Origin of the sequence: Mycolicibacterium aromaticivorans JS19b1 = JCM 16368, from assembly GCF_000559085.1 — a bacterium.
Lineage (GTDB): Bacteria > Actinomycetota > Actinomycetes > Mycobacteriales > Mycobacteriaceae > Mycobacterium > Mycobacterium aromaticivorans.
Genome location: NZ_JALN02000001.1, coordinates 5265225 through 5279791, shown reverse-complemented (window position 1 = coordinate 5279791; position 14567 = coordinate 5265225). Strand labels below are relative to the sequence as shown.

Sequence of the window (14567 nt, the reverse complement as noted above, 5' to 3'; positions counted from 1 at the left end):
GGCCAAATCGTGACCAGTTCGCATCGAGTTTGGCGCAATCACGGCAATACAGTGCTCAGATGCTTGCAATTCTCCGCTTCAATTTCGCCTCTCCAGGAGGAGATCCGGGCGTCCAGGGTGAATTGCTTTCGGCTGCAATGGAGTTGGCGCAGTTCGGTGATCGGCACGGAATCGCCGCGATCAGCGTCGACGAACACCACGTCACCGGCCACGGCTGGAGCTGCAATCCGGTGATGATCGCGGGGATGTTTCTGGCCCGCACGGCCAACATCTTCGCGAGCATCGACTGCGCGCTGGGACCACTGTGGAACCCCGTGCGCATGGCCGAGGACATCGCGCTCGTCGATGCCATGAGCCGCGGCCGGTTGCACACCACGGTCGGTCTGGGCTACCGGGAAGAGGAGTACCGGGCCCTCGGGGTGGACTTCGGCCGGCGCGGCGAACTCATGGATCAGTCGCTGGAGACCATGCTGGCTGCCTGGACCGGAGGCACCGGCGTCGTGTCGGGCACGTGGACGAAGCCGCACCCTCCGCTCTATGTCGGCGGTGGCGTTCGGGCCACCGTCCGCCGGGCGGTGCGGTTCGGTCTGCCGCTGAGCCTGCCCGACCATCGGCCCGACCTCGCGGAGTACTACTCCGAGCTGTGCCGGGAGGCCGGCCTTCAGCCGTTCGTCCTCATGCCGCCCGCGGTCAACCGCGGAATGATCTATCTGCACGAAGATCCCGAGCGGGCGTGGGCCGAACTCGGTAGCCACATTCTGTGGGAGGCGGTCACCTACGGGGCGTGGTCCGACGACCCGTCGCGGTCGTCCATGCACCTGCCGGGTGTCCAGACCCTGGCTGAGGTCCGGGCCTCCGGCAGATACCGGTTCCTCACCCCCGACCAGCTGATCGACGAGGTGCGGGGATCGGCAAACTACGGCCCGATCGTGATGCATCCGCTGGTTGGCGGCATGCCGGTGGAGGAAGCGTGGAAGTCCGTAACCCTGCTTACGGATGATGTTCTGCCCGCTCTCCGGTAGCCGTCACGTGGCCGACGTTGCCCGATTTCGGGGATGGATCCGAAAGTTGGGTTCTTAACAAGGATTTAGCCACTGCTCCCGGTGACCTTAAATTTGCGGCATAACGTTTGGGTCAAGTTGAGGCGGTCTACACCCCGTCACACAGGCAACAGGACCGAAATGAGGCACCCATGACGAGCTTCACGTCGCGATACGGCAACCCCGCTGTCGACTATGAGGGCGCCCACGTTCGAGCACACTCTCGGCACATGGCAACGGTTGTCGCGGTCAGCGGACGGATCGATTCGGTGAACGTCGACCGGGTCACCGAATGCGCCAAGCGGCTGGTCCTCGCTGAGAAGCCGTTCGTTCTGGACCTGTCCGGTGTGAGCTCGTTTACTCCGCAGGCGATCCGGTTGCTGTGTGATATCGACGATGTCTGCGCCGCCGCCGGTGTGGAATGGGCAGTGGTCGGCAGCGACGCGGTGAACCGCCGGCTGCGCAGGGACAGCGATGTCGTGTTCCCGGTCGTAGGTTCGGTCGCCGAGGCCGAGCATGAGTTCGACGACGCGGTCCTCAACCGTCGTCGCCTGCTGCTTCCCCTGTTGAGCAAGACCGCCTGACCGACTGTCAGCGTGTGAGCAGCGCCCCCAGGGCGCGCATGTGTTCGTCGGTGGTGCCGCAACATCCGCCGACGACCGTTATCCCGTAACGGCGCCGGATGTCGTCCATGGCGGCGGCGAATTCAGCGGGCGGATCGCTGTCGGCATGGTCCAACGCGACCAATTCGGTGGGACTTAGCCTCGAACCGTTCGCCTTCACCTCGTTGATCCGGTGGACCGCGTCGCCGCTCCCTTCGAGGGCGCGGGCGGCGACCGTCGGATGGATGCACGACAGCGAGAAGTATGTGGGCGCAGCGGCGTCGTCCACCTGTCGGATCGCCTCGGCCAGCGGGGTTCCGTCCAGGACTCGGGTGTCCGCACCGAGCACCCACGACACGACGAACGGCAATCCGGTTCGGGCCATCGCCCGGGCCGCACCAACAGCCTCGCCGACCGCGGGGAACGTGGCCGCGAAGACGAGATCCACCCCGGCCTCGGCCAGTGCCTCGATCTGCGGCCGGTGGTAGTCGAAGGCGGCAGATTCCGGGGGCGCCTCGGCAGGCCGGTAGGCATCGCCGGCCGGGCCGAGCACCCCGGCAATCCATACCGGCGAGCGGGACTGCCCGTCGAGCAACTGGTGGAGGAAGGCGACGGCGGCGCTGTTGAGCCGCCCGACGGCCACGGTGCCGCCGAGGCCGGCGTGGCGGGTGTAGTTCAGGCTCGCCCGGAATGTGGGCGTGCCGATCACCAGCGGCACACCGCTCGAGGTCGCCGCATCGAGATAGCTGCGGTAGATCGCGCACAAGGCCGCCTCGCCCTGCCGGTCGCCGAGCAGGCCGGCGACCTGCACATCGGGATCCATCGCGATCGGTGTTTCGAACATGACACGCGTTTCGATCGCACCGTCGGTGAGCACCGGAATCCCGCTCGCGACGGCGTCGGTGAAGCTGGGCATGAGCTGACGTTAACGCAGTCCGGACCGGCCGGGCCCGGCGCCGGGTTACCCTAGTTGACGTGGGTCGAATAACACATGTGATCGCGATCAGCGCGCTGGCGATGGCCGCCGGCGTCATCGGCGGGGGTATCGCAGCCGCCGACCCGACCACCACCCCGGCGCCGACGCCGTCCCCGACCGGGCCCGCACCCGGTCCGGTCGATGCGTCGGCCCCGACACCCACGCCGGGTGCGACGCCGACGCCGGTCCCGGGCGCTACGCCGGCCGGTGCACCGAAGTCCACCATCGACAGCGACGGCACTTACAAGGTCGGTGTCGACATCGTGCCGGGCACCTACGCATCGGCAGGCCCCGTCGAGGGCGGTGCGTGCTACTGGAAGCGCATCGGCGGACCCGACGGCCAGACCAACGTCGACAACGCGCTGACCAAGAAACCGGCGGTGGTGCAGATCGATCCGGGCGACGCCACATTCAAGACCGACGGCTGCCAGCCGTGGACGCTGACCGATCAGCAGCCGCCGGCACCGGCGGGCCCGTTGCTCTCCCAGCTTCAGCTGCGCCACGCTCTCGACACCCTCAACGGAATGGCGGGGGCGTCGGGCCAGGGGCAGATGCCGCCGTACTGAGCCGTCGGTTATTTGGCGGTGCTGGGCGTCGGCGGAACGGTCGGCGGGCAGGAGTCGTGATCCTGCAACTCTTCACCGCCGGCGTTGCCGGTGTCGTCGGCGCGGTCGGCCAAGACGACGAAGCCCGGCCGGCCGGCGTGGTCGGTGGTACCGACGACCACCAGCGTGTACTCCCCCATGTCGTCGCGGGCGCCGTCGATTCCGTCGGCGAGGAGGGTGAACGGGTTGGCGTCGAGATCGGTGCCGGCGACGGCCTTCGCCCAATAGGTGTGGCCGCTCAGCGGAACCGGGACCGGTGCCCACGTCGCGCCGATGGCACCGGCCGCCGCGCGCAGCGCGTCGTGGACGTCGGCGCGCAGACAGTCGATGTGGATGTGGAGCTGGTTCTGCGTCCGCGCGATCGCCGAGTTGATGGCCAGACTCATCCAGTCTCGCGGGATGGTTCCGCCGGCCTGCTGCTCGACGAACGACCTGGACTGCCATGCCGCGCCGAAGTAGTTGGTGGCGCTGGGCGCCAATAGCTCGGGGCTCTCGATACCCGGGATCCGGGCGGTCGGGATCAGCAGATACTGCCGGTCTCCCACGATGTCCTTGAGCACCGCGTAACCACCGCTCTCTCCGCGGCCGAGGTCGACGCGGGAACACGGGGCCGGGTCGTGATGCTGCTGGACATCGACGACGCACTGGTCGTGGACGATCCGCCACAACGCATCCGGATCGGCGTTGGCCGTCTGCGGCGCGAGCAGGCCCAGCGCCAGTACCGCCGCCAGCGGTGCGCTACCGCGTATGAGTCGCACGGCCACACCCTACGACGCGGGCGCAACCGTGCCGACCGATGCGCAGGGTTTCCGTATCTGCGGATGAAACCAGTCAGTGCCTCCGCGGACGCGGATGAAATCCGCTAGTGTTCGGCCGTGCCGATGCTGCGAATCCGAGAGGCCGCCGAGCTGCTCGGCGTCAGCGACGACACCATCCGGCGCTGGATCGACGACGGCGACCTGCCGACGGGCAACGACCAGTCCGGCCGCAAGACCGTCGACGGAGCAGCGCTGGCCGCGTATTCGCGCAAGAGCGCCGCCGCGGGCCCGAAGGACCCGCTGTCGGTCGCCAGCTCCGCCCGCAATCGATTCGCCGGGCTGGTGACCAGAGTGGTCACCGACACGGTGATGGCTCAGGTGGAAATGCAGTGCGGGCCGTTCACCGTCGTTTCGCTGATGAGCAGTGAGGCCGTGCGGGACCTGAACCTCGAACCAGGAAGCGTTGCGGTGGCGGTCGTCAAGGCCACCACGGTCATCGTCGAAACGTCAGGAGCTAAGTGATCACACGTCTGATGCCGGCGCTGGCCGCCGGTCTGCTTCTCGTCGCAGGCTGCAGTTCCTCGTCACAGCAACCCTCGTCCACGACGTCCTCGGCGGGCAACCAGAAGATCATCGTGTTCGCCGCCGCGTCGCTGAAGAAAACCTTCACCGCGATCGGGGATCAGTTCAGCAAGGACAATCCCGGTGCCTCCGTGGAGTTCTCGTTCGCGGGCTCCTCGGATCTGGTGACCCAGCTGACCCAAGGCGCTCCCGCGGACGTTTTCGCCTCCGCCGACACCAAGAACATGGACAAGGCCCGCCAAGCCGGGCTGCTCGCCGGGGCGCCGGTAAATTTCGCCTCCAACACCTTGACCATCGCCGTCGCCCCTGGAAACCCGAAGGGCATCACAACGTTTCACGACCTTGCCAAACCGGGCCTCACCGTCGTGGTGTGCGCCCCGCAGGTGCCGTGCGGATCGGCCACGCAGAGCGTGGAGAACAAGACCGGGGTGAAGCTGACTCCGGTGAGCGAGGAGTCCTCGGTCACCGACGTGCTGAACAAGATCACCAGCGGTCAGGCCGACGCCGGGCTGGTCTATGTCACCGATACCGCGGGCGCGGGCGACAAAGTTCTGGCGGTGTCGTTCCCCGAGGCCGCCGCTGCGGTCAACACCTATCCGATCGCAGCCCTCAAGCAGTCCGGCAATCCAACTCTGACAGGCAAATTCGTCGATCTGGTCACCAGCCCGGCCGGCCAGGAGATCCTGGCGAAAGCCGGTTTCGGCAGGCCCTGAGGACATGGCAGGCTCATGCCGTGAACCTGCCACAGCTCGACGCTGACATTCCACACCTGGCCGACGTGGTGCCATCGGTGTTGGCCGCGATGGGCGTGGCCGGCTTCCAACCGCGCATCGCGTTGCCCGGACCCGTCGCCGGAGCCTGCGTGCTGCTGATCGACGGTCTGGGCGCCGAACTGCTCGACACCTACGCCGCCGATGCCCCGGTGCTGGCCGGCCTGCGCGGTCGCACCCTGCATGTCGGCTTTCCGTCGACCACCGCGGCCGGATTGGCGGCGGTGGGCACCGGGCTGCCGTCGGGCGGTCATGGCATGGTCGGCCTGTCCTTCCGGCTGCCGGAGGTGGGCATCATCAACGCATTGCGGTGGCGTCCGCACCCGTGGGGCGACGACGCGCGCGACCAAGCCGTCCCGGAGGAGATCCAGCCGCTACCGACGAATTTCGAGCGCGCCGCATCAGCAGGCATGGCGGTCAGCGTGATCTCCGGTGCGGAGTTCACCGGCTCCGGGCTGACCAGGGCGGTGCTGCGCGGCGGCCGCTACGTCGGGGTGATCGGACTCGGTGATCTGGCAGCCGAAGTCCGCGCCACGGTCACCGGCGGCGGCTTCTGCTACGGCTACCACGCGGATCTCGACCTGATGGGCCACCTCTACGGACCGGGCTCGCCGGCCTGGCGCATGGAGCTTCGGCAGGTCGACCGGCTGGTGGAGTCCGTCGTGGAGGCCCTGCCGGCCGGCGGGCTGCTCGCGGTGGTCGCCGATCACGGCATGGTGGCCGTCGACGGCGCGGCCACCGTGGACCTCGACACCGCCGCGGATCTGCTCGACGGTGTGGCCGCGATCGGCGGCGAAGCGCGGGCGCGTCATATCTACGTACGCGACGGTGCCTGCGCCGACGTTCTGGCCACCTGGCGCGGGACGCTGGCCGAGCACGCCTGGGTGGTCTCGCGTGAGGAGGCGATCACCGCGGGCTGGTTCGGCGACGTGGTCGACGATCGGGCGCGTGCCCGCATCGGTGACGTGGTGGCCGCCACCCGCGACCGCGCCGCGCTGGTGCGACGGACGGCCGAACCGCTGGAGTCGGCACTGATCGGCCAGCACGGTTCGTTGACCAGCGCCGAACAGCGGGTGCCGCTGCTGCTGGCCTACGGCTGAGCGTCGTCGGCGGCCAGCAGTTCGTCGGCGGGTGCGTCCCACCGGTCCAGGTTGACCGCGGCGGACAGCGGTCGCCGCCGCAGCGGCCCGTGCCTGCCCCGCGGCCAGCCGACGACGACGTGGCCGGCGATCAGCCAGTCGTCGGGCACGCCGACCGCCTCGCGCAACAGTTCCGCACCGCCGTAAGACGCCCAACCGGTAGGGCATGCGCCGAGCCCTTGAGCGCGCGCGGCGAGCAGGAAGTTCTGCATCGCCGGGAAGATCGATCCGCCGAGCAGCAGCTCCGAAGCGGTGGGATAGTGCTGCTGGGCGAACAGCACTGACGTGAATTCGCCTGCCCGGTCGTGCAATTCGTAGGTCGCGCGATTGTTGCGAGCCTGCCTGCCGGTGTCCTCCGGCGCGGGCCGGCTCATCCCGTACACCGGCTCGATGACCTCGAGGGCGCGGGCGGCCGCTTCGGCGACCACCGCCCGCTGTGCGGGCGAACGCAGCACCACGAATCGCCAGCCCTGGGCATTGGCACCCGATGGTGCCCAGGTCGCGGCCTGCAGGCAGCGGCTCAGCGTCGCGTCATCGACCGGCTCGGAGGTGAATCGCCTGATGGTTCTGGCCGTCGACATGACATCCCAGATATCGGTGCTGATTGCCTTCACGGTGAGACGGTTTATCAGACGTCGCGGTCGCTCCGGACGGCGGACTGGTGAAGCCGCGCCTTGTGCCGGTACATGTCGATGTCGGCCTTGCGGATGAGGTCCTCGGCGGTATTGGCGTGACCCCACGTCCACCCCACCGACGCAGTGAGGTCGAACGCGCTCGAGTCGGCGGTGTAGCGGCCGGTCAGCGCCGAGCACACGGCCACCGACAGAGCACGCACCTCCGCGTCGCGCGCGGCCTCCGGAAGCAAGACCACGAATTCGTCACCGCCCAGGCGGTACGCCGAATTCGGTTCCCCGACAGCGTTACTCAGGCGGCGAGCCACCTCGGCGAGGACGACGTCACCGGTGGCGTGCCCGTGCGAGTCGTTGACATGTTTGAAGCCGTCCAGGTCGATGAAGATCATGCCGACCGGAGTCCCCGGCATGGCGCTCTGGTGTTGTGCGACGCGACTGACCAGAGCTCGGCGGTTGTACAGCCCGGTGAGCTGGTCGGTGACGGCCAGCCGAGCCAGCTCGGCCTCGGCGATCCGCCGCGCGGTGACGTCCTGGAACTGCGCGATGACGAGGTCCTCGGCACCCGGTAACCGGCCGGGCACCAGGACCGCGCTGCGCTGCATCCAGATCACGCTGCCGTCGCGGCGGATGTAGCGGCGCTCGGACGAGACCTGGGTGACGGTCCCGGCCAGCAGCCCTGCCATCTCCTCCTCACCGGCCGCAACGTCGTCGGGATGGACGAATTCGCGGTAGTCGCGCCCGACGAGTTCGTCTGCGGCGTACCCGGTCAACGCGCACAGCGCCGGGTTGGCGAGCAACATCTCGCCGGTGGTCATCGCGACCGCTTTTCCATAAGGGGCGTTGGCCATGCTGATCTCGAACAGCCGCCGCGCGTCGTCGAGGGTCCGCTCGGCCTGCGCCTCCGCGGTGAGATCGGTGCCCTGGACGTAGAAGCCGTGCACGTCGCCGTCGACGACGTTGGGGATGTAGGCGAGCAGGGTGCGGCGTGTGACCCCGCCGAGGCCGACGATCTCACGCTCGAACAGCTGCTCGCGGCCGGCCAGGGCGCCCATGATGTAGGGCAGATTCAGGGCGTAGACGGTCTCGCCCAACACCTCGCGGATGTGCCGGCCGTGCACCTGGTGCGGCGCCATCGCGAAGTACTGCAGGTAGGCGTCATTGGCAATCCTGTTGCGAAGATTGCGATCCCAATATCCGACGATGCCCGGCAGATGGTTGATGAGTTGCCACAGTTGCCGGAGTTCGTCGTCAGGGTTCGGCTGCTCGGCCGACGCCACCTTTACCCCTCGATGCGCTTCTGGTGAGTCGTGTCCTGTTGTGTCAAAACACTGACCGACAAATTTATCAGCGTCGCGGCCGGGGGCCGGTACCAGCGTCGTGCGCTGCCCGCTACCGTCTGGACCGTGATCGTTCTGCTTCCGCCGTCGGAGACCAAACTCAGTGGCGGGGACGGACCCCCGCTGCAGCTCGACGGTCTGAGCAATCCCGCGTTGGGGCCGCTGCGCCGGGACCTCATCGACGAGCTCGTCACGCTGGCCGCCGACCCCGAGGTGTGCCGGGCGGCGCTGGGCATCTCGCCCGCCCAAGACGCCGAGATCAACCGCAATGCCGCGCTGCTCACCTCCCCGACGCTGCCTTCCATCGTCCGCTACACCGGGGTGCTCTACGACGCCCTGGACGTGGAGTCGCTGCGCGGCGCCGCGAAGGCGCGGGCCCGCGCCCGGCTGGCAGTGGGCTCCGCCCTGTTCGGAGTGCTCCGCGCCGACGACCTGATTCCCGCCTACCGGCTGTCGGCCACCTCCAAGCTGCCCGGCAGCGCGACGCTCGCGGCGCGGTGGCGTCCGGTCCTCGAGCCGGTCCTGGCCGAGATGGCCGCCACCGAGTTGATCGTCGACCTGAGGTCCGGCTCGTACGCCGCGCTGGGCCGGCTACCCGGCGCGGTACGCGTCGACGTCCTCGCCGAACACCCGGATGGCCGCCGGACCGTCGTCACGCATTTCAACAAAGCGCATAAGGGCCACTTCGCCAGGGCGCTCGCGACGTCGCGATCCGAACCGGGTGACGCGGCCGCGGTCGCCGCCGTGGCACGCCGCGCCGGGATGCACGTCGAGCGGGCAGGCAACGAGCTGACCGTCGTCGTCACGGCGTGACGGAATCCGGCCGTTCGCCACGCCGACCCAATTGTCGTATGCGGAAAAACTGAGAAAACCGGGGGTGGCCAGTGCAGAAAGCGTTCGCTAGGCTCGGAACCCGGCATCGGTAGCGCAACCGCGATTTCGTTGCTGACAAGTCGTGCAGCAGCGGTGCGATCACGAAGGGTGGGGTAATGCGTCTGGCGTTGTCCACCCGATCCGCGAATCAGTACTACACCTTGACCGCCCTGCTCGCGGCCCGCGGCGCGCAAACGTACACCTCTCGGGTCATCGCCGGCAGCGTCTTCACGCTGGGCCTGATCACGTTGTCGACCATCGGGAGCTCGGCGGCCATGCAGTGGCCGTTCGGCCAATCACTGCTGGTCGTGGTGTCAGCTCTGTGCTTCGGATCGACGTTCATCTGGCTGCGGCATCGCTGGCCGACCCGTACCGAGTCGGCGTTGCTGGTCGTCGTCGCCGCGGTGTCCATCGCCATCGGGTCGATCGTCCCGGTGGTTCCGCTGTACGGACTGCTGGGCGCCTCGTCGTTCGCACTGATCATCGGCTATGCGGCGCTCTTTCACGGCCCGCGGTTGCTGACGACGGTGCTCACCATCGCCCTGGGCACCCTGATCTACCTGGCCGTGCAGATGGCCGGCGCCGACCTTCCGCTGACGCTGGCCGGCGTCGCGTTGATTCTGCTGCTGTACGTGTTCGCGGCCTTCTCCTGCCGGCTGGTGGTGTGGCTGACCGGTGCCGAGGACGGCGCGGACGCCGTCGAACCGCTCACCGGACTGCTCAACCGCGATGCGTTCTATCTGCAGACGGCCACTCTGCTGGCCTCACGCAACCGCGGCGACGACCGCTTTCTCGTGATCGCCGTCGTCAACATCGACAGCTTCGCGGCGATGGTCGCTGTCGCAGGCAACCGCGGTGGCAACCGGGCACGGGTGGCCGCGGGCCAGGCGCTGCGTGAGACGGTGCGCCGCGACGCGATCGTCGGACATGTCAGCGAGGCGGAATTCCTTGTCGCCGACTGCTTCACGACACCCGATTCGTCACCGCTCATCGAGCGGATCCGCGGTGCTATCGCGTCGTCGCCGGCCGGGATGACAGCCAGCATCGGTGTGGTGAGTACTCCGCTGCAGCCGCTGGTCGAGCACCCGCCCAACGAAATCCTCGACGAGATCGTGGCGTTGGCCACGACCGCGATGTACGAGGCACGGCGGGCCGGCGGCAATCAGGCCCGCTACGTGGTGAGCCCGAACCTCAGCATCTGCGATGGCGACAACGACGGGTACGACACCCCGCTGCTGTGATGCTCAGCGGGTGGCGTGCCGGATGTCGCTGGGTGCGCCCACCGAGTCCGGGTCGACCTCCACGCCGTAGGACGTGATCGCTGTGATCTCGGCGCCGGCGAATCGGCAGATGTGGCAACTGGAAACGATCGTGACGCCGTCCTGGCGCCGGTATCGGCCGAGCACCTCGACGACGACGGTGTCGTCCTGTTCCACCGTGAGGCACCGGTCCCAGGTGGCCACGGTCGCGGCGAGACCGCCCGCGGTGTCACGGCACGTGGTGGCGACGGCGTCGGCCCCCTCCAACACCGAGTAGCCGACGATGGTCCACACGACGTCGCGGGCCAGATGCGGAAGAGCGTCGTCGAATCGGTGCTGGGCGAATGCGCGGGCGATCTCGGCACGGGTCGGTTCGCTCACGGTGTCAACTCCCACAGACTCCTACGGAACGCTGTCCTGTCGAGGCTAACCCGGCCGGCTCGACGGCGGTAATGTCTGGCCCATGAGCTCCGGTCATGACCACAAGCCTGCGCGTGATCTGCCTCCCGGGATGGCCGGGCAACTGGATCTGCCCTACGCGGGCCTGGCCTCGTTCGGGCATCGCCCGTTTCTGACCGAGCCGGAGCAGTTGGACAGCTGGCGCCCGGATGTGGCGATCGTCGGCGCGCCGTTCGATATCGCCACGACCAATCGCCCGGGTGCCCGGTTCGGTCCGCGGGCCATCCGGGCCACCGCCTATGAACCCGGCACGTATCACATGGATCTCGGGCTGGAGATCTTCGACTGGCTCGAGGTCGTCGACTTCGGTGACGCGCATTGCCCGCACGGGATGACCGAGGTGTCGCACGCCAACATCCGCGAGCGGGTGCATACGGTCGCTTCGCGGGGCATAGTTCCGGTGGTCCTGGGCGGCGACCACTCGATCACCTGGCCGTCGGCCACCGCTGTCGCCGATGTGCACGGCTACGGGAACGTCGGGATCGTGCATTTCGATGCCCACGCCGACACCGCCGACATCATCGACGGCAATCTGGCCAGCCATGGCACCCCGATGCGGCGACTGATCGAGTCCGGGGCGGTTCCCGGAACGCATTTCGTTCAGGTCGGGTTGCGCGGATACTGGCCGCCGCAGGACACGTTCGAGTGGATGCAGGAACAGGGCATGACCTGGCACACCATGCAGGAGATCTGGGACCACGGCTTCAAGGAAGTGATGCGCCGCGCCGTCTCCGAGGCGCTCGATAAGGCCGAAAAGCTCTACGTGTCAGTCGATATCGACGTTCTGGATCCCGCGCACGCGCCTGGCACCGGGACACCTGAGCCGGGCGGGATCACCAGTGCTGATCTGCTGCGTATGGTGCGGCAACTCTGTTACGAACATGACGTCGTGGGCGTCGACGTGGTGGAGGTCGCTCCCGCCTACGACCACGCGGAACTGACGGTCAATGCCGCCCATCGGGTGGTGTTCGAAGCGCTGGCCGGAATGGCGGCCCGCCGCCGCGACGCGGCGAACGTCAGGCCAGGACCGCCGTCCCCGCTGGCCTAGTAGTCGGATTCCGCGGCCAGGGTCTCGGCGAGGTAGGCGTCGGGCCCCGGTTGCGAGAGTCGCTGCCGGGCGAATCGCCGAACCCGCTCGCGCGCATCGGGTGCCTCCGCCATCTGCGCCCCGACCGTGACGACGGTTGTAGACCAGTTCTGGTCCCACGCGGTCGCGGCGGCCACCGGGGCATTCGCTTCGTCGAGTACGGGGACGGTTGTACGGCCTGATGCGTCGAGTTCGCCGGTGGCACTGAGGTTTCCGCAGTGCACGGTGACCGGGACACCGGTCGGCGAGCCGGGTCCGATCACCGCGGCGTGCAGCGTCGCGGCCACCCGGTCGCCGTCGGCGGCGACCGCCCAGCTGACGGTGTCCTCGGCGGCGTCGAACACCCCGCCGGGGACCCCCGACCAGGCGATCGATGCCGTGCCACGCGCGATCAGCCCCGCGGGCACCGGTCCGCCGTCGCCGCCGGCGGCCAGCGCGTAGTCGTCCTGATGGGCGGTCGCGCGGTGGAACTCTACGTTTCCGACCGCGTCGACAAGTTCGGCCCAGCCCGGCGCGTCGACGCCGATGTCGTCGGCCAGGTCGACGACCTTCCGGACCAGAGCCACCACCCGCGGGTCACCGACCCGCAGGTGCATCGTCAGGGCGGCGGCGTGCGGGGCCAACAGCGCGCCGATGTCGGCGTCCAGACCGTCGGCGACGAAGTCCTCGGCAGCTGCGGTCAGCAGCGCGATCTCGGCGTCCAGCAGCGCCGGATCGAGGCCGACGATGCCGTCGCGCACACTGGCAGGCCACCACCGGCGCAACCAATGCCCGACCGCCAGCCGGCGCAGGTCGGCCACGGCACCGGACCGTACGTCGACACCCGTAAGGTCAACTCCGGCCTCGTGATTCGGCGCTTGTGCGGTCGCGGTGGCCACCGCATGGTGGCCATCTTCACCAACGACCCGCCACAGCCAGTCCGCGCGGGCGGCGTCGGTCAGGGTGATCTGCGCAGCGGACCCGTCCGCCGCCCCGTCGACGGTCCAGGCCAGGACCGCACCGTCGACCTCGAGCACCGCGACGAGCGGCACCGCGGCCACCGCAGGCCCGATCCGCCATAACCCGGACTCGGCCACCAGCCTCATTGGAGCACCTGCACTTCCAGCATCGCCTTGATGCGCTGCCGGTGGTCGAGGCTCACCGAACGGGCGACCCCCTCCAGCAGGGCACGCAGATCGTCGACGTCGTCGCAGGGTTCCTGCCACACGTCGCGGCCGTGCAACCGCGCCCACAGCCGACTCAGGTAGGGCTGTGCGAAGCACATGAGGTCCTCGACGACCCGGCGCTGACGCGGGTGCACCGGGTCGGCACCGGCCAGCACCCGGCGTGCGTGCAGCACATAGGCCTCCTTGCGCAACCGGGCCTGGATGATCGCCGCCACCTGATAGGTGGTCGCGGCCCGTTCGTCGAGCGGTGCCAGCTGGCCGGCCACCTCGATCCCCGCGACCAGCGCAGCCTGGTTATCCTCACCGAGGAAACCCCAAGGGGCACAGGCCCGGTCGACTTCTTCGGCGCACAGCAGCGGCACGTCCGGCAACTCGTCACGATCCAGCGCGCGGCGCAGGGTGGCCCGAACCCGGTCCACCACGCTGCGGTCCAGCGGCCGGTCGCGCTCCGGCCCCCCGGTCAACGGCGGCGGCCCCAGCGGCAATGCGGCGGTCAGGCCCAGGTCGACCAGCGACCACGGCAACGCCGACGGTTGGCTGCGGGCGCGGGCGCCGAGGTTGTGCGGCGTCGCGTCGGCGATCAGCGCCGACCACACCCGTTGGCGCGCAACGGCGGCGCGATGCCCCTCGGCGGGACCCAGCACGGTGGCCAGGCCGGCCAGGAACGGCCCGCCGATGCTGTCGTCGGCCCGAACATCGGCCCAGCTGCGATGCAACTGGGCCGACAGGCGAGCCATCACCTGCGGTGACGCGACATGCGCGTTGAGCACTTCCACGGCGGTGCGGTCGCGGTCGTCATGAACGGCGCGCAGCGCCGCCGACGCTGTGTCTAGCCCGTTTCCGCCGGGCGCCCCGTCGGTGACGGAGAGCTCGAAACACACTGGGAAATAGAGGTCTTGGGCGTTACCGGTGGTGATGCGCAGACGCCGGCGTTCCTGCTTCATCAACTCGAACCATGCTGCGGCCCAACGCAGTCGGTCCGCGTGGCCGCCGATCACGTCGGCTATCTCGGCCGCCACGTCGGCGTCGACGAATGGTGCGGAGTAGGCGGGGTTGCTGCGCAGTCGCAGCACAAGCGGATCGATGATCCGCTTCACCGTTCTGCGCAGCGGCCCGCCGTCGTCACCGCTGAGAACCTCGACGCCGGGGCCGATCATCCGCCATGCACGGTCGATCACGGCCCGTCGCGGTTGCGACGTGCCCACACCCGTGACGGTGTCCGGGCCGGCGCTCATCCGGACAGAATAAGGCCAGCGCAAAGTTGGGTTCGGTAGCCGCCGAC

Annotated in this window: 16 protein-coding genes; 9 read left to right on the top strand and 7 right to left on the bottom strand. The window is 68.7% G+C overall.

What is annotated here, in order from left to right; genetic code table 11:
• The first annotated feature begins 59 nt into the window (after positions 1-59).
• Both Y900_RS25270 and Y900_RS25265 read left to right on the top strand, forming a co-directional pair.
• On the top strand, positions 60-1022 hold the full coding sequence (locus Y900_RS25270) for an LLM class flavin-dependent oxidoreductase (RefSeq protein WP_036345169.1): 963 nt from the start codon (positions 60-62) through the stop codon (positions 1020-1022).
• A 170-nt stretch (positions 1023-1192) separates the two neighbouring features.
• Positions 1193-1624 carry an STAS domain-containing protein gene (locus Y900_RS25265; RefSeq protein WP_036345168.1) on the top strand — a complete coding sequence of 144 codons (432 nt, stop codon included), beginning with the start codon at positions 1193-1195 and terminating at the stop codon, positions 1622-1624.
• Between the two features lie 7 nt (positions 1625-1631).
• Here the strand turns inward: Y900_RS25265 and Y900_RS25260 are convergent, their stop codons facing one another.
• On the bottom strand, positions 1632-2558 hold the full coding sequence (locus Y900_RS25260) for a homocysteine S-methyltransferase family protein (protein ID WP_036345167.1): 927 nt from the start codon (positions 2556-2558) through the stop codon (positions 1632-1634).
• 101 nt (positions 2559-2659) lie between these two features.
• Between Y900_RS25260 and Y900_RS25255 the strand changes: the two genes are divergently transcribed.
• Positions 2660-3184, top strand: coding sequence for an Rv1352/Rv1906c domain-containing protein (locus tag Y900_RS25255; RefSeq protein ID WP_051660476.1), 525 nt, complete (start codon positions 2660-2662; stop codon positions 3182-3184).
• 8 nt (positions 3185-3192) lie between these two features.
• Here the strand turns inward: Y900_RS25255 and Y900_RS25250 are convergent, their stop codons facing one another.
• On the bottom strand, positions 3193-3981 hold the full coding sequence (locus Y900_RS25250; protein ID WP_237752643.1) for a CDP-diacylglycerol diphosphatase: 789 nt from the start codon (positions 3979-3981) through the stop codon (positions 3193-3195).
• 117 nt (positions 3982-4098) lie between these two features.
• Here Y900_RS25250 and Y900_RS25245 point away from each other — a divergent pair, with 117 nt between their 5' ends.
• The 3 genes from Y900_RS25245 to Y900_RS25235 are packed head-to-tail and all read left to right on the top strand — an operon-like array spanning position 4099 to position 6433.
• Positions 4099-4503 (top strand): TOBE domain-containing protein, encoded by a 405-nt coding sequence (locus Y900_RS25245; protein WP_036345165.1) that lies wholly within the window; start codon positions 4099-4101, stop codon positions 4501-4503.
• A gap of 11 nt (positions 4504-4514) precedes the next feature.
• Positions 4515-5276 carry a molybdate ABC transporter substrate-binding protein gene (gene modA / locus Y900_RS25240; protein WP_109751261.1) on the top strand — a complete coding sequence of 254 codons (762 nt, stop codon included), beginning with the start codon at positions 4515-4517 and terminating at the stop codon, positions 5274-5276.
• Between the two features lie 20 nt (positions 5277-5296).
• Complete coding sequence (locus Y900_RS25235; protein ID WP_036345164.1) at positions 5297-6433, top strand: alkaline phosphatase family protein; 1137 nt, start codon at positions 5297-5299, stop codon at positions 6431-6433.
• On the opposite strand, the gene Y900_RS25230 is transcribed toward Y900_RS25235, so the two are convergent.
• Both Y900_RS25230 and Y900_RS30500 read right to left on the bottom strand, forming a co-directional pair.
• The gene (locus Y900_RS25230) at positions 6424-7053 is read right to left on the bottom strand and encodes a nitroreductase family protein (protein ID WP_036347777.1); all 630 of its coding nucleotides are present in this window, start codon (positions 7051-7053) and stop codon (positions 6424-6426) included. The two genes, Y900_RS25235 and Y900_RS25230, sit on opposite strands and share 10 nt — an antisense overlap.
• 47 nt (positions 7054-7100) lie before the next feature.
• The gene (locus tag Y900_RS30500; protein WP_051660256.1) at positions 7101-8381 is read right to left on the bottom strand and encodes a diguanylate cyclase domain-containing protein; all 1281 of its coding nucleotides are present in this window, start codon (positions 8379-8381) and stop codon (positions 7101-7103) included.
• A gap of 126 nt (positions 8382-8507) precedes the next feature.
• On the opposite strand from Y900_RS30500, the gene yaaA reads away from it, so the two are divergent.
• Both yaaA and Y900_RS25215 read left to right on the top strand, forming a co-directional pair.
• Positions 8508-9254: a peroxide stress protein YaaA gene (gene yaaA / locus Y900_RS25220; protein ID WP_036347773.1), complete on the top strand. Its 747-nt coding sequence runs from the start codon at positions 8508-8510 to the stop codon at positions 9252-9254.
• A 176-nt stretch (positions 9255-9430) separates the two neighbouring features.
• Positions 9431-10555, top strand: coding sequence for a sensor domain-containing diguanylate cyclase (locus tag Y900_RS25215; RefSeq protein WP_036345163.1), 1125 nt, complete (start codon positions 9431-9433; stop codon positions 10553-10555).
• 3 nt (positions 10556-10558) lie between these two features.
• Here the strand turns inward: Y900_RS25215 and Y900_RS25210 are convergent, their stop codons facing one another.
• Entirely contained in the window at positions 10559-10954 is a 396-nt protein-coding gene (locus tag Y900_RS25210; RefSeq protein ID WP_036345162.1) for a nuclear transport factor 2 family protein, read from the bottom strand.
• 130 nt (positions 10955-11084) lie between these two features.
• Between Y900_RS25210 and speB the strand changes: the two genes are divergently transcribed.
• Complete coding sequence (gene speB, locus Y900_RS25205) at positions 11085-12080, top strand: agmatinase (RefSeq protein WP_036347772.1); 996 nt, start codon at positions 11085-11087, stop codon at positions 12078-12080.
• Here the strand turns inward: speB and Y900_RS25200 are convergent.
• Both Y900_RS25200 and Y900_RS25195 read right to left on the bottom strand, forming a co-directional pair.
• Positions 12077-13204: a hypothetical protein gene (locus Y900_RS25200; protein ID WP_036345161.1), complete on the bottom strand. Its 1128-nt coding sequence runs from the start codon at positions 13202-13204 to the stop codon at positions 12077-12079. The two genes, speB and Y900_RS25200, sit on opposite strands and share 4 nt — an antisense overlap.
• Positions 13201-14520 (bottom strand): hypothetical protein, encoded by a 1320-nt coding sequence (locus Y900_RS25195; protein WP_036345160.1) that lies wholly within the window; start codon positions 14518-14520, stop codon positions 13201-13203. Before Y900_RS25195 ends, Y900_RS25200 begins: the two co-directional genes overlap by 4 nt.
• Positions 14521-14567 lie beyond the last annotated feature (47 nt).

Coding starts and splice junctions, on each gene's coding strand:
- Y900_RS25255 (WP_051660476.1), top strand. CDS start 2,660: ATGGCCGCCGGCGTCATCGGCGGGGGTATCGCAGCCGCCGACCCGACC.
- Y900_RS25230 (WP_036347777.1), bottom strand. CDS start 7,053: ATGTCGACGGCCAGAACCATCAGGCGATTCACCTCCGAGCCGGTCGAT.
- Y900_RS25270 (WP_036345169.1), top strand. CDS start 60: ATGCTTGCAATTCTCCGCTTCAATTTCGCCTCTCCAGGAGGAGATCCG.
- Y900_RS25200 (WP_036345161.1), bottom strand. CDS start 13,204: ATGAGGCTGGTGGCCGAGTCCGGGTTATGGCGGATCGGGCCTGCGGTG.
- Y900_RS25195 (WP_036345160.1), bottom strand. CDS start 14,520: ATGAGCGCCGGCCCGGACACCGTCACGGGTGTGGGCACGTCGCAACCG.
- Y900_RS25265 (WP_036345168.1), top strand. CDS start 1,193: ATGACGAGCTTCACGTCGCGATACGGCAACCCCGCTGTCGACTATGAG.
- speB (WP_036347772.1), top strand. CDS start 11,085: ATGGCCGGGCAACTGGATCTGCCCTACGCGGGCCTGGCCTCGTTCGGG.
- Y900_RS25260 (WP_036345167.1), bottom strand. CDS start 2,558: ATGCCCAGCTTCACCGACGCCGTCGCGAGCGGGATTCCGGTGCTCACC.
- Y900_RS25215 (WP_036345163.1), top strand. CDS start 9,431: ATGCGTCTGGCGTTGTCCACCCGATCCGCGAATCAGTACTACACCTTG.
- modA (WP_109751261.1), top strand. CDS start 4,515: ATGCCGGCGCTGGCCGCCGGTCTGCTTCTCGTCGCAGGCTGCAGTTCC.